Origin of the sequence: Natrinema salaciae, assembly GCF_900110865.1 — an archaeon.
Classification (GTDB): Archaea; Halobacteriota; Halobacteria; order Halobacteriales; family Natrialbaceae; genus Natrinema; species Natrinema salaciae.
The window spans coordinates 660,733-673,202 of the sequence record NZ_FOFD01000001.1; the positions used below are offsets into that span (position 1 = coordinate 660,733).

The 12,470-nt window shown below is 67.1% G+C and carries 14 protein-coding genes; 6 read left to right on the plus strand and 8 right to left on the minus strand.

Translation table 11 applies throughout. The features are described 5' to 3' along the window. Positions 1–2 precede the first annotated feature (2 nt). Both BMX07_RS03245 and thrC read left to right on the plus strand, forming a co-directional pair. Positions 3–824 carry a fumarylacetoacetate hydrolase family protein gene (locus BMX07_RS03245; RefSeq protein WP_090613622.1) on the plus strand — a complete coding sequence of 274 codons (822 nt, stop codon included), beginning with the start codon at positions 3–5 and terminating at the stop codon, positions 822–824. Positions 825–945: 121 nt separating this feature from the next. Then, a complete protein-coding gene (thrC, locus tag BMX07_RS03250) occupies positions 946–2,124 on the plus strand; it encodes a threonine synthase (protein ID WP_090613625.1) in 1,179 nt (392 codons plus the stop codon). 85 nt (positions 2,125–2,209) lie between these two features. Here thrC and BMX07_RS03255 read toward each other — a convergent pair whose 3' ends face one another. From BMX07_RS03255 to dinB, 3 genes are all read right to left on the minus strand, one after another. After that, complete coding sequence (locus BMX07_RS03255) at positions 2,210–3,499, minus strand: MFS transporter (RefSeq protein ID WP_090613627.1); 1,290 nt, start codon at positions 3,497–3,499, stop codon at positions 2,210–2,212. A gap of 640 nt (positions 3,500–4,139) precedes the next feature. Continuing rightward, positions 4,140–5,435, minus strand: a complete 1,296-nt coding sequence (locus BMX07_RS03260) for a J domain-containing protein (protein WP_090613630.1) — start codon at positions 5,433–5,435, stop codon at positions 4,140–4,142. A gap of 148 nt (positions 5,436–5,583) precedes the next feature. After that, positions 5,584–6,903, minus strand: coding sequence for a DNA polymerase IV (gene dinB, locus BMX07_RS03265; protein WP_090613633.1), 1,320 nt, complete (start codon positions 6,901–6,903; stop codon positions 5,584–5,586). A 116-nt stretch (positions 6,904–7,019) separates the two neighbouring features. Here dinB and BMX07_RS03270 point away from each other — a divergent pair, with 116 nt between their 5' ends. Then, positions 7,020–7,268 carry a hypothetical protein gene (locus tag BMX07_RS03270; protein ID WP_090613636.1) on the plus strand — a complete coding sequence of 83 codons (249 nt, stop codon included), beginning with the start codon at positions 7,020–7,022 and terminating at the stop codon, positions 7,266–7,268. A 33-nt stretch (positions 7,269–7,301) separates the two neighbouring features. Here the strand turns inward: BMX07_RS03270 and BMX07_RS03275 are convergent, their stop codons facing one another. The 4 genes from BMX07_RS03275 to BMX07_RS03290 all read right to left on the minus strand — a co-directional run bounded on the left by BMX07_RS03275 (position 7,302) and on the right by BMX07_RS03290 (position 9,955). Continuing rightward, positions 7,302–7,631, minus strand: a complete 330-nt coding sequence (locus BMX07_RS03275; protein ID WP_090613639.1) for a transcription factor S — start codon at positions 7,629–7,631, stop codon at positions 7,302–7,304. A gap of 70 nt (positions 7,632–7,701) precedes the next feature. Continuing rightward, positions 7,702–8,178, minus strand: coding sequence for a DUF8135 domain-containing protein (locus tag BMX07_RS03280; protein ID WP_090613642.1), 477 nt, complete (start codon positions 8,176–8,178; stop codon positions 7,702–7,704). Further along, positions 8,175–9,035 (minus strand): hypothetical protein, encoded by an 861-nt coding sequence (locus tag BMX07_RS03285; RefSeq protein WP_090613644.1) that lies wholly within the window; start codon positions 9,033–9,035, stop codon positions 8,175–8,177. The genes BMX07_RS03280 and BMX07_RS03285 overlap by 4 nt, the downstream gene beginning before the upstream one ends. 83 nt (positions 9,036–9,118) lie before the next feature. Then, positions 9,119–9,955, minus strand: a complete 837-nt coding sequence (locus tag BMX07_RS03290; RefSeq protein WP_090613648.1) for an RAD55 family ATPase — start codon at positions 9,953–9,955, stop codon at positions 9,119–9,121. A 105-nt stretch (positions 9,956–10,060) separates the two neighbouring features. On the opposite strand from BMX07_RS03290, the gene BMX07_RS03295 reads away from it, so the two are divergent. The 3 genes from BMX07_RS03295 to BMX07_RS03305 all read left to right on the plus strand — a co-directional run bounded on the left by BMX07_RS03295 (position 10,061) and on the right by BMX07_RS03305 (position 11,460). Then, positions 10,061–10,720, plus strand: a complete 660-nt coding sequence (locus BMX07_RS03295; protein ID WP_090613652.1) for a helix-turn-helix domain-containing protein — start codon at positions 10,061–10,063, stop codon at positions 10,718–10,720. Between the two features lie 91 nt (positions 10,721–10,811). Further along, entirely contained in the window at positions 10,812–11,204 is a 393-nt protein-coding gene (locus BMX07_RS03300; RefSeq protein WP_090613655.1) for a DUF7344 domain-containing protein, read from the plus strand. A gap of 16 nt (positions 11,205–11,220) precedes the next feature. Next, positions 11,221–11,460, plus strand: a complete 240-nt coding sequence (locus tag BMX07_RS03305) for a HalOD1 output domain-containing protein (protein WP_090613657.1) — start codon at positions 11,221–11,223, stop codon at positions 11,458–11,460. Between the two features lie 33 nt (positions 11,461–11,493). On the opposite strand, the gene BMX07_RS03310 is transcribed toward BMX07_RS03305, so the two are convergent. Further along, complete coding sequence (locus tag BMX07_RS03310; protein WP_090613659.1) at positions 11,494–12,468, minus strand: beta-ribofuranosylaminobenzene 5'-phosphate synthase family protein; 975 nt, start codon at positions 12,466–12,468, stop codon at positions 11,494–11,496. Positions 12,469–12,470: the final 2 nt, after the last annotated feature.

Here is a 12,470-nt window from a genome sequence, read left to right on the forward strand (position 1 = left end):
CGATGAAGTACCTCGCCAGAACGACCGATGGCCGCCCGTTACTCGGTGACGGCGAGGGGTTTGTCCCGCTCGCGGCGGCTGTTCCGGACGCGGCGAGCGTCGGCGACGTCCTCCCGCGGGCTGCCAGCGGGACGCTGCCGGACCTCGACGACGTCCCGGCAGACCGGATCGATCGAGAGCACGTCCGGTTCGGCCCCCCGCTCTCCCGGTTCGGGAAGCTCTGGGGGATCGGACTGAACTACGCCGACCACGCCGGCGATCTGGACGAGCAACGGCCCGACGAACCCGCGAGTTTTCTGAAACCGGCGACCGCCGTCACCGGTCCGGGTGGTCCGATCCGACTGCCGCCGGCCGACCTGAGCGATGGCGTGACGGCGGAGGCCGAACTCGCCGTCCTGATCGGTCGGGAGTGTCGCACCGTCGACGAGGAAGCGGTCGACGACGTGATCGCCGGCTATCTTCCCGTCATCGACATGACCGCCGAGGACGTCCTCCAGCGCAACCCGCGGTTCCTGACGCGGGCCAAGAGTTTCGACTCGTTCCTGGTCGTCGGTCCGACGATCGCCGTGCCCGACGAACCGCCGACCCTCGAGGAGCTGACGGTCCGGACGATCGTCAACGAGACGGTCGCGGCCGAGAACGAGGTCCGGAACATGCTGTTCCCGCCCCGGGAGATCGTCTCGTTCCACTCCGAGGTGATGACGTTGCAGCCGGGAGATCTCTTCAGCACGGGCACGCCCGGGGCGAAGAAGATCGATCCGGGCGATCACGTTCGTGCGAGCGTCGAGACGATCGGCACCGTCGACGCGCCGGTCGTGCGCTGACCGGCGATCCGCGTCGGACCAGCGCTCGCCTCGAGGGGACCGGGGATGCGGACAACGGCGGATCTGCGGCCCGACTGGGGCGACGGAGGGTTTTTATCGTCTCACCGTAACAGACGCCCAAATGGAACGAACGGTCTCGTGTTACGATTGCGGGGAAACGTACGCGTTCGACGCGCGGAAACGGTGCGCGTGCGGCGAACCGCTCTGGTTCGACAGCGATCCGGACGGCTTCGCGTGGCCCGAGACGGGATCGGTCGACGACATGTGGCGGTACGCCGATCTCCTGCCGGTGTCGGACCCGGTCGGCGTCGCGCCCGGCGGCACGCCGCTTTCCCGCGCGGAACGGCTCGACGACTACGCCGGGTGCAACCTGTTCCTGAAACACGAAGGGCAGAATCCGACGGGCAGCTTCAAAGACCGGGGCAGTGCGGTCGGCGTCAGGGACGCAGCCGACGCCGGCTTCGAGTGGGTCGGGACCGTCTCTCACGGAAACATGGCGCTGAGTACGAGCGCGTACGCCGCGAGCGCGGACCTCGAGTGCGCCGTTTTCGTGCCGGCCGAGACGCCCGCGGAGCGCCTCGAGTTGATCGCACGCCACGATCCGCACGTCTTCACAGTCGAGGGCGACTACGGACGACTCTACGCGGACACGCTCTCGCTGCCCGTCGACGTGAACTTCGTCAACTCGGACACGCCGCTTCGGGTCGCCGGACAGAAGACGGTCGCCTACGAGATCCTCGAACAACTGGCTCCGGCCGCGCCCGACGCGATCGCGCTCCCGGTCAGCAGCGGGGGGCAGGCGAGCGCGGTCTGGAAAGCGGTCCGCGAACTCGATCGTGCGGGCCTTCTGGACTCGGTTCCGCGGCTCTATTGCTGTCAGGCGGCCGCGTGTGACCCCATCGCGACCGCGTACCGAAACGGCGACCGGACGGTGACGCCGGTCGCCGCCGACGAGACGATCGCGGTGTCGATCGCGAACAGCGATCCCCCGAGCGGGACGCGTGCGCTCGCGGCCGCTCGCGATACCGGCGGCGCGGTCGTCTCGGTTCCCGACGAGGACGTTCGCGACGCGATGCGCGCGATTTCGACGAGAGCGGGGGTGTCCGTCGAACCCTCCAGCGCCGTCGCGGTCGCCGGCGTCCGGCACCTGTCGCGAACCGGCGCGCTCGAGGCGAACGACGATGTCGTCGCGATTCTCACCGGGTCGGGGTACAAGGAGGACTACGACACCGAGGTACGGACCGACACGATCGCCCTCGACGACGTCGAACGGGAACTCGCGTCGATCGTCGACACCTGATCAGGTCGCCGCCGGCCGTCGTCGTTCCGACGGCCCCGCGACGATCGATTCGGGGGTCCCGTGGGACGTCCGTCCGACGATCGAGTTAGTCGTCACCCGTCTCCGCCGCGGCGCGCCTCACCCCGGTAGCGTCCCTGGCGAGCAACGAATAGCAGAGGAGCGACGCGAGGAGGGCGAACCCGGCGAGTACGAGAAACATCGCGAACTCACCGAAGCCATCGTAGACGACCCCGGTGATCGCCGCTCCGAACGCGCCGATCCCGAACGTGCCCACGTACGTGAACCCGTAGGAGAGGCCGCGAGCGCTCGCCGGAGAGTACCGCGCGATCGTCGCCTGGTAGAGCGGTTGGACCATAAAGAGCAGGAATCCGAGCAGCGCACTGACCAGCGCGAGAGCGCCGATACCGACTCGTGACGCAGGGACGAACACGAGGGCCGTGACGGCGAGCGAGCCGAAGACGACCATCAACGCCCGTTCGGTCGGCACTCGCTCGGTGAGCATCCCGCCGACGTACTGTCCGCCGATGCCGACCATCAGGAGCCCCGTGTAGAAGTATCGGGAGGGTTCGAACTCCGCCGCCATCGCGGAATTCGGGGCGAACAACTGGGCGTTGCCGACGATCGGCTCGAGCATCGTCGTGAGGATCTCGGGGAGCAGCGTCAGGGTGCCGCGGTAAAACAGCCCGTTGAGCATGACGATACCGAAGACGATGGTGAACCCCGCCGTGAACAGCGCCTTCGACCCCACCCACAGTTCCGAGAGGGACGATGGCGAGGGCGCATCGCTCGAACCGGTCTCACCCCGTCGGTCCGTCGTTCCCGCGGTCTCGTCGAACCGGGCCGTCAGCGCGTACAGGGCCACGAACAGGGCGGGAATCGACAGCAGGCCGGTGACGATTCGCCAGTCGACGACGAGCAAGAGCAGTGCGGTCACCAGCGGACCGAGTGCGATTCCGGCGTTCCCCGCCATCCCGTGGTACGCGAACGCAGTGCCGCGATCGACGACGCCCGTGCTGATCAAGGAGAGTCCCGCCGGGTGATAGATACTCGCTGCGACGCCCCAGCAGACCAGCGCGAACACGAGGACGGGGAGACCCGGAGCCACGCTCAGGACGAGAAACGATGCACCCATGCCGACGAGACAGCAGACGATGAGGAGTCGCGATCCGTAGACGTCGGCGAGGATGCCCGATGGAAGCGCCCCGAGTCCGAACATCGCGTAGCCGATCGAAACGACGACGGCGAGAGAGCCGATCGAGATCGAGAACTCGGACACCCACAGTAGCATGAGAATCGGGATCGAGAGCTCGTACGTATGCACCATCGCGTGAGCCAACATGACGAACCGGACGATAGACCGATCGTTCGTCTCCATGGTAGTGACCGGCCGTTCGGTTCCGTACGATAAAAAGTACCCCGTCGGCCAGCGGGCGCCCGACCGCAGTATTGCTCCCGGGATCGGCATCCGTCGGGTTCGATACCCGGGACGTGACTCGAGCGAGACCGTTGTGGGGTCGGTTCCGATTCGTTCGCCTCGACCGTCGGCTGTGGACGCGATGGCAGTGGGGCCGATGTGAACAGGGGGACCCCTCGGTTAGTGAGTGTGTATCCGAAATCAATTGAAATCTGCTATTGATTATTTCTTTATAAGTAGTTGTGCCGCCACGTTCCAGAAATCCTGCTCCGATCAGTATCACCAGATATTGGATGAATACTGTATATTATTTTAGAATGTTCTGCCACTTCTCCTATTGTAGTATCTTCTCATCCGCTTCCAACGCAATTATGTCGGTCGCCACAGCGATGATAGTTACCCATCATGTATGCCTTCTAGTAATATATGGGTAATGTGCGAAAACAGCCATTTCTATACTGCATACTGATATCGCTTCCGACGCTGTTCGCGGAACGCGAGTCGATGCCGCTCCCTCGTCACCGCGACGGGAACGATCGACGTTCGTCGGCGAACAGTTGCGAAGCAGTACGTCCGTCGTCGGCGGTTGCGAGGAGTTGCGCTACCAACCGAACTGCTTCCTGATCGTTGCCCGCAGCGGCAGGCCGAGTCCGCCCACCGTCGGCAGGATCACGAACACGGCGAGGTCGACGGGAAGCGACCCATAGCCGGCCGCCGCGACGGCGAAGCCGGCCAGCGGCGCGAGCACCGGAAGCAAGTAGAGGTACGACGGCTTCCAGCCCGGGCCGCGTCTGGTGTGACGGACGACGACGCCGAACAGCAGCGGCATGAGCACCGCCCCCGCGAGCAGCGGGCCGCCGACCAGCGTCGTGGCGGTCGTCAGCGCGAGCGCGACGACGATCGTCTCGTCGATCGTCACCGGTCCCCACGTGTCCTCCCGGGTAACCGTGCGGACGACGAGCAGTCCGCCGAGCGCGATCGCGACGATGCCCGCCAGGACGCCGTACCACAGCGTCGGCTCGAGCGGCGGTGCGACGAACTCGACACCCCGAACGAACGCGATCGGCGACTCGAGTCCGTGACGGCTCTCCGAGAGCAGGGTCCAGAGTCCGGCCGGCTCCCCGCCGGTCGCGCGCAGGTCGGCCCGGAGCGATCCGAGGGCGGCCGCGTTCTCGAGACCGAAGTGGCCGAGTCCGGCCGCGTAAACGAGCACCGACAGCCAGAGCAGCGGCAGCGAGAAGTTCTGTCGCCGCCACCAGCGGGCGAGCGGGTTGCCGGTGCCGGCGTCGGTCTCGGATCGGGTACTTGTTCCCGAGGCTCGACCGCTTCCGGACCCCGTCGGACCGCTCGCGCCGCCGGTTCCGCCGTTCGTTCCGGAGCCGGTTCGTCCGGCGGTACTCGTTCTCGAGCCGGAGCCGGTCCCGCCCGCACTCGAGGTGCCGGTCGCGGTCCCGGCCGATGCGGACGCCGCGCCGGCCGTCGACGAGGTCCCGGCCGACGATCGGCTCGCGGTCGACGACCCGCTCGTCGCGGAGCCCGCCGCCGAAGACGCGGTCGACGCGGACGCGGACGCGGTCTCAGATTCCGAGTAGCTCAGCTCCGTACCGCTCGAGTCGTCCGCCGCCTCGTCGTCGCTCTGCCAGACGTCGGGCGAGGGGAGTCCGCTGGTCCGCTTTGCGACGTAGTCCTCGTGCCCGAGTCGGTCGTAAGCCTGTCGCTCGACCGGGTCACCGAGGATATCGTACGCCGTCTTCACCGCGGTGAACTGGGCCTGCGCGCGGTCGTCGTCGTTCAGATCGGGATGATAGACGCGGACCTGTTCGCGGTAGGCGTCCTTGATCTCGTCCTGGGAGGCGTCGGGCGGGATCTCCAGTAGATCGTAGAAGTCCTCTGTCATATGAACATGGGGGCGGTGTGGTCTGCTACAGTGATTATCGGGGTGGGGTTATAATTTCAGTGTTCTATTCGGTTCGGTCAGTTGGTCTGTTCGCTCGAGCGTTGTGTGTATTTCGGCCGAGCCCGGGGCGCGGGCGGTCCGGGACCGGTCACGAAAAGTCCGCGAGCGACGACTGGCCCGCCGCTCGGGTGCCGCGTGTGGGATTCGACGCCGGTTCTGACTCCGATTCCGGGCCCGCGTCCGTGTCCTCGGCAGTCGAATCACCGTCCACCTCGGCCTCGGATTCGGAGGCCGCCGCGTCCCGCTCCCAGCTCTCGAGGCTCGCCTGATCCGCGGCCGCGAACTCGAGGTTGGCCACGCGGACGCCGAGCTTGCGGACGGGCTCGACCTCGAACTCGGCGAAGAGATCGCGGGCGATGCGGTCGACGAGTTCGGGATCGTCGATCGGGCCGGGCAGCGAGCGTTCGCGGGTGTTGACGTCGTAGGGTGGCGTGACGGCCTTGACCCCGATGGTCCGATACAGCGCGCCCTCGCGCCGTGCGCGGTCGGCGACGGCCGCTGCGAGCGTCTCGATCAGATCGTACTTGGGGGCCGGCGCTTCGACGGGGTCCGCGAACGCGGACTCCCGAGAGAAGCTCTTCGGATCGCCTTTCGGCTCGACGCGGCGGCCGTCCTCGCCGCGCGCGCGGTCGTACAGTTCCCGACCGCGTTCGCCGAACCGCTCGACCAGCGGCTCCGGATCGGCCGCGGCGACCTCGCCCGCCGTCTCGAGTCCCATCTCCCGCAGTTCGCGGGCGGTCACGGGACCGACGCCGTGGAGGAGATCGACCTCGAGTGGCGCGAGAAAGTCCCGTATATCGCCGGGTTCGACGACCGTAAGCCCATCCGGCTTGTCGAAGTCGCTGGCGATCTTGGCGGTACTCATCGTCGGTGCGACGCCGACGCTGACGGTGACGCCGACGTCCCGCCGAATGCGGTCCCTGATGTGGCGGGCGAAACCATCCGCGACCCCCCAGGCGGTCCGCTCGGTCACGTCGAGGTAGGCCTCGTCGATGCTCACCTCGCGGACGACGTCGGCGCAGTCGTGGAGGATCTCCCGAACGTCGGCCGCGACGGACTCGTAGTAGTCCATGTCCACGGGCCGGTAGTAGCCGGTCTCCTCGCGTTCGAGGTCGTCCTCGAGCGCCCCGCTCTCGAACGCCGCGCGTCTCGGCAGCCGCTCGAGGGCCGTCGAGATGGCCTGTGCGCTCTCGACGCCGAACTCGCGGGCCTCGTAGCTGGCGGTGGCGACGGCACCGATCGTCTCCCCTTCCTCGTACCCCATCCCGACGACGAGGGGTTCGCCGCGGAGGGCGGGCTCGCGCAACCGCTCGCAGGAGGCGTAGAAGCAATCGGCGTCGACGTGGCAGACGATCCTGTCTTCCTCGTCTTCCCCCTCGACGCCCGGTAGCCGCGGCCCGTCAGACATTCGTCTATCGATCGGTTCGTCCGGACGGACGTGAACGTTGCGCCCGCCCGGGTCGTCACCTCGACTCCGGTCGGCCGGGCAGAAGTATCATGTAGCCGTATCGTCGAACCAGCAATATGGCCAGTTTCGGCGGTTCCGCCTCCAAGGAAGTGAAAGACCTCGAAGATTTCGAGCGAAAAACGGCGGCTATCGAAACCGTGTTCACGCTCGCCGTCCTCTACGGCAGCGTTCTACAGATCGTCCCGTTGACCGGCGTCGCTCGCTACATCGCGTTGCTTCCCGTACTCGTTCTCCTCGGAGTCGCGCTCCTGTTGGGCGGTGACAATCTGTTGGACCAACTCCGAACCGAACTGACGGAACGGTGAGTCCCCGCTCGAGAACGTGCTCCGGCGACGGGTTCAGTTGTACTCTCGCCAGCGATAGCCGCAGTCGGTACACTTGAAGAACCGCGTCGGCGGCTCGTCGGCCGACGCGGTCTGCTTGAGGGTGTACCACGCTTCCTCGTTCCCGCACTCGTCGCAGACGACGTCGGTTGCCTTCGGCTTCCCTTCGAAGTTCGCGTTCTCGTCGGACTCGATCACGTCGTCGTCCGTCTGTGACTCCGTCGTGACGAACGCGTCTTCCTGCTCCCGGTCCCGTTCGCTCGAGGCCCCGCAGTCGTCGTTCGTACAGACCATGCGGTCGCCCCGCGCTTTCATCATCGAGCCGCAGTCGTCGCAGAATTGCATATCGACTGGGTACGAACTCGGCGGCCAAAAATACTCCACTCCGTCGGTCGACTCGGATCAATCGACCCTCTCAGTCCCCGTTCTCGAGCGCCTCGTCCTCGAGCACGAACGGACAGTCCGCGACTCGGAACGTCTCCGTCGTCGGGACGGTGAGGATCTCGGCGTCCTCGTGGGTGCACGCGACCTCGGGCGGGGCCGTAAAGTAGTCACAACGCTGGCAGTAGGCCCGCTTCTCGACCTCGCGGATCTCCCGATCGACCGGAACGGGCATCTCGGCGTGGTCGTCGCCCTCGAGTTGGGCCCAGAGACGCTCGCCGTCGATTTCGGCGGTGTCCCGCCGGTCGAACAGGTCGTCGAAGTCGGGTTCGCTCGACCGCGAGCGGTCGTCGGCCGCTCCCTCGACGGACGCGGCGAGGTCGGCGAGCGGGTCGGTTCGATCGCTCGCCTCGCGGTCCGTTTCGGTGCCGGCATCGGTCCCGGAATCCGGCCCCTCGTCGTGCGTGAACTCGGTCCCGTCTCGGTCGTCCGCTGGAGCGCCGTCGGTCATCGGCCGTCCCCGCTCGGCGCATCGTTCGAACCCGAAGGCTCGGTTTCGGGGGCGTCGGCTTCTCCCTCCGATTCGACGGCCGCGAAGACCGCCGGCGTCGACGCGGCCCCGTCCTCGACGCGCCCCTCGAGCGCTGGCGGGTCGCCGGTCACGAGTCGCGGGGAGCCAAAGAGCGACGATTTCTCCGCGACGTCGGCGAACCGGCGTCCGCAGTGGGGACACTCGGGAGCCGTCAGCAGCGCAACGTCGACGCTCGAGCCACAGTCCGTACAGCTCGCCGCGTCGATCCCGAGCCGGTTCGCCGCCAGTTTGAGGTCGTCGACGGCCGCTCGAGTGCGCTGTCGGTCGGCGAGTTCGGTCCGCCGGTCCCGGAGGTCGACCACGGCCTGCGCGACCAGCGTCGACCGCCGTTCGAGGTCGTCGGTCCGGGCGAGGAGGTCGTCGAGGACGGTTTCGAAGTTGTCGAATCCGGCTTCGACGGTCGTTTCGAGCGCATCGAGATCTCCACTGAGCGCCGCGAACTCCGCCTCCGTCGGGAGTTCGTCGTGGTCGTGATCCGCGGGGGCTTTCCCGTCGGTTTCACGTTTGACCTGGATCACCCGATCGCGGACGTCCTCGAGGTGGGCGGCGAACTCCTCGCGCTGGGCCTCGAGCTGCCCCTGCAGCTCGACGACGTCGGCGCGGTCCGCCGGCTCGAGGCCGTCGGCGGTCGCGACGGTGTGCGCGGCCGTCACCAGGCGTCGACAGACGTCGTCCCGGGTCTCGCCGCGCCGCGTCGCTTCCTCGGCTAGCCAGTCGTCGACTGCGGCGGGGAGTGCGAACGCGACGCCGCTCTCGTCGTGGTCCTGGCTCGACATCTATCGGACCTAGGGATGGCGAGCGTATAAGTGTGGGTTCGAACTCAGTCCGTGAGTTCGCCGTCCGGCACCGGACCCGTCCCTCAGCGGATCTTCCGGACGTTACTGATATCGAAGCCGCCGTCGTGAATCTCGGTCTCGAACCGGACGATGTCCTCGTCCTCGAGCCGAGAGAGCACGCCCCGGAACTGCTCGACGACGAGCGTCCGGGCCCGCTCCGAGCCGCCGCTCTCCCACTCGAACAGCAGGGTGCCGTCGGTGGCTTCCTTGAGCTGTCCAAGTTCCGTCGACCCGAGGAGATCGGAGTTGACCAGCAGGAGGATCACGCCGCCCCAGCGGTGTGACGCGCGCTTGAGGCCCTTCAGCAGGACGGTCAGGTCCGACCAGCCGAGCCGGTCGTCGGCCGCCGCGACCAGGTCCGTCACCGAGTCGATCACGACGAGACTGCCCGTCGCGTGTTCGGTCAGATACTCGCCCAGCGCCTCGAGGACGTCGGTCCGGTCGTTGTGCGTGCCGAGTTCGGTGATGTCGGCCATCCCGTCGGCGTACCAGTCGGTCGGGACCGGCGTCAGCTGGAAGTACTCCTCCGCGAACTCGACGAACGTGATGTCGGTCATCCCGGCCCGGACGAGGTCGTCGTCCATGACGAACTCCATCTCGCTGACGACGGCGCTCCGCTCGTCCGTGAACGAGACGTAGTGGACATCCGCTGGGATCGTCGTGTCCGGCTCGAGGTCGCCGTAGTAGAGGTCGAACAGGTCGGGATCGGCGTCGACGAGCCCGTTCATCGCGGTGCTCGTGTAGCAGAACTCCCGTGCACCGGCGCCGGACTCGCCGGCGAGCAGGACGACGCTCCCGGCGGGTGCACCGCCGCCGATCATCCGGTCGAGTCGCGAGATTCCGAGCGGCATCCGCTCCATATGCTTCCGTTCGGACGGACCCGCTTACCTGTTGTGGCAGCCGGGGTTCCGGCCGCAGTCGTCCCTCGGATCGGGGACTAATACGGTGTGGGACGTATCCACCACATGGCCATCATCGCCGAAATATCGATCGAGGCCGACGAGTTCCTCCTCGGACAGATCATCGCCGAGTACCCGGGACTCTCGGTGGAGATCGAACGCGTCGTACCAGCCGCAAAGCGGGTCATGCCGTACATCTGGGGGTACGGAACCGATCTGAAATCGTTCGAAGCTGCCATGGACGAGAGCCCGAACGTCAAATCGATCGCCGTCCTCGACGAGTACGAGGACCGGGCGCTCTACAAGATCGAGTGGGAGGACCCGGCCGAACAGCTGATCACCGGGATCGCTCGGACCGACGCGACGATCCTCGAGGCCCACAGCGACGACGAGTGGCTCTTTCGGATTCGGTTCGAAGAACACGCCGGGCTGGCGCAGTTCAACCAGTACTGTGCCGAGAACGACATCGCGTACCGGCTCAACCGCGTCTCCTCGCTCGCGGATCTCGGGGCGGACGGTGACGATTACGAACTGACCGACGCGCAGTACGAGGCGCTCTCGCTGGCCGTCGAGCGGGGCTATTTCAAGGTCCCCCGCGAGGTGGAGTACGAGGAACTGGCGGACGAACTCGGCGTGTCCGTCCAGGCGTTCTCCGAGCGGGTGCGCCGCGGGGCGGACAAAGTCCTCGAATCCGTTTTCCTCCGGCCCGGATCGCGAAACGCTTAACACCGATATTCAGGGAGAGCATTACTAGTGAGATAAAGACCATGAGTAGCCCGGAGGGGAGGCTTTGCTCGATCCGTTCCACTGGGTGACCATGGTAGAACGACTGCGAATCGACCAGGTTGGCACCTCCGAATTCCTCGACACGATACACGCGTTACTGGCTAACTCGGCCAGGCGGAACGCGCTCCGGTATCTGACGACGCACCGGGAACCGGTGAGCGTCGATCGGCTGGCGATCGAACTCGTAGCGGTCGAAGCGGGGGTGGACGCTGCGGCGGTCCGACCCGAGCAACGGCGAGACGTCGGTCTCCGCTTGCGACACGTCCACCTCCCGATGCTTCACGACGCGGGCGTCGTCGACTGGAACCGAGATTCGGATCTGATCGCGCTAACCCCGCTGCTGGAGCACCTGTCGGTTGCGATCCCGAATCCGGGCGACGTACTCGGTGTGTCGGTCACCGTTCGTCCGGAGCCGAACCACTGACGACTACCCGAATACCGTGTCCGACGATTCCCGAACGAAACCGCCGAGCGAACTCGTCGTCGAAGCGGTCGCGACGGAGCACGGGGTCGACCCGCTCGAACTCGAGTGCGTGCTGGCGGACGCGATCGACCCCACCGCTCTGGACGCGCTGTTCGAATCGACCGCGAGCCGGACGCGGATCTCGGGATTCGTCGAGTTCACCTACTGTAGTCACGAGGTCACGGTCCGCGCAGACGGGAGCGTCGACGTTCGGTAGGTACCGTCGGCGTTCTCCGGACTCGAAGCGGCGTCACCGCTCGTCGACGCGTACTCGAGCCCCGCTCGTCGCCGGCTCCGCGAGAATAACCCGTCCCTCGAGTCCGCGAGCCGCGAGCGCGTCGTCGGCTGCGGCCTCGGCCTCGTCGGCGTGAGCGGTATCGGTCACGCCGTAGACGACCGGCCCCCACGACGACTGGCCGACGCCGGAGAGGACTTGACAGCCCTCGAGGGCCTCGACGAGTTCGCCCGCGGGCGGCCTGAAGACGCCGCCCTGGGCGTCCGCGTACCAGGACCCGTTTTTGCGCCCGATCTCGGCGATGGCCTCGCCGAAGGGGTCGAGTCGGCCCGCGGCGGCGGCCGGAAGCAGTTTTCGGGTGACGACGCCGGCGATCTCGTCGGCGACGGCGGGATCGGCGCGCTCGACGACTGTGCGCATGCTCGCGTCCTCGTCGTCACCGCTGCGGCCGGGGTCGGCGTCGGGGACGACGACGAGGAACCGCCAGTCGGCGGGCAGGTCGTGACGGGAGACTACCGGCGGGACGGTCCAGTCGCCCTCGGCCGGCGGCTCGGTCGTAAACCGGGTCGTCGGATGGCCCGCATCGACGACGAACCCGCCGCCCTCGAACGTCGCGACGCCGACGCCGCTGCGACCTCCTCGTCCCATCGCCGGCGCGGATTCACGAACTCGCGGCTCGAGACCGTGTGCCCGAGCCGTCGCCGTCAACACGGCGAGTGCGAGCTGGGTTCCGCTGCCGAGTCCGACGTGTCGCGGCAAGGACTCTTCGAGTGCGACCGCGATGCCCGAGACGTTCAGGACGTCGACGGCGCGGCTCGCGTACGCTCGGACCAGCGGATCGTCGGACGCGACGCCGGCAGCGGGCTCGGCGGTGACGGTCACCCGCGGTTCCGCGAGCCCGACGCCGATCCCGCCGTAGAGTCGCTCGCGAGCGAGCGAGAGGTTCTGAAAGCCGACGTGGAGCCTCGCACCCGCGCTGACGGTCGCCATGT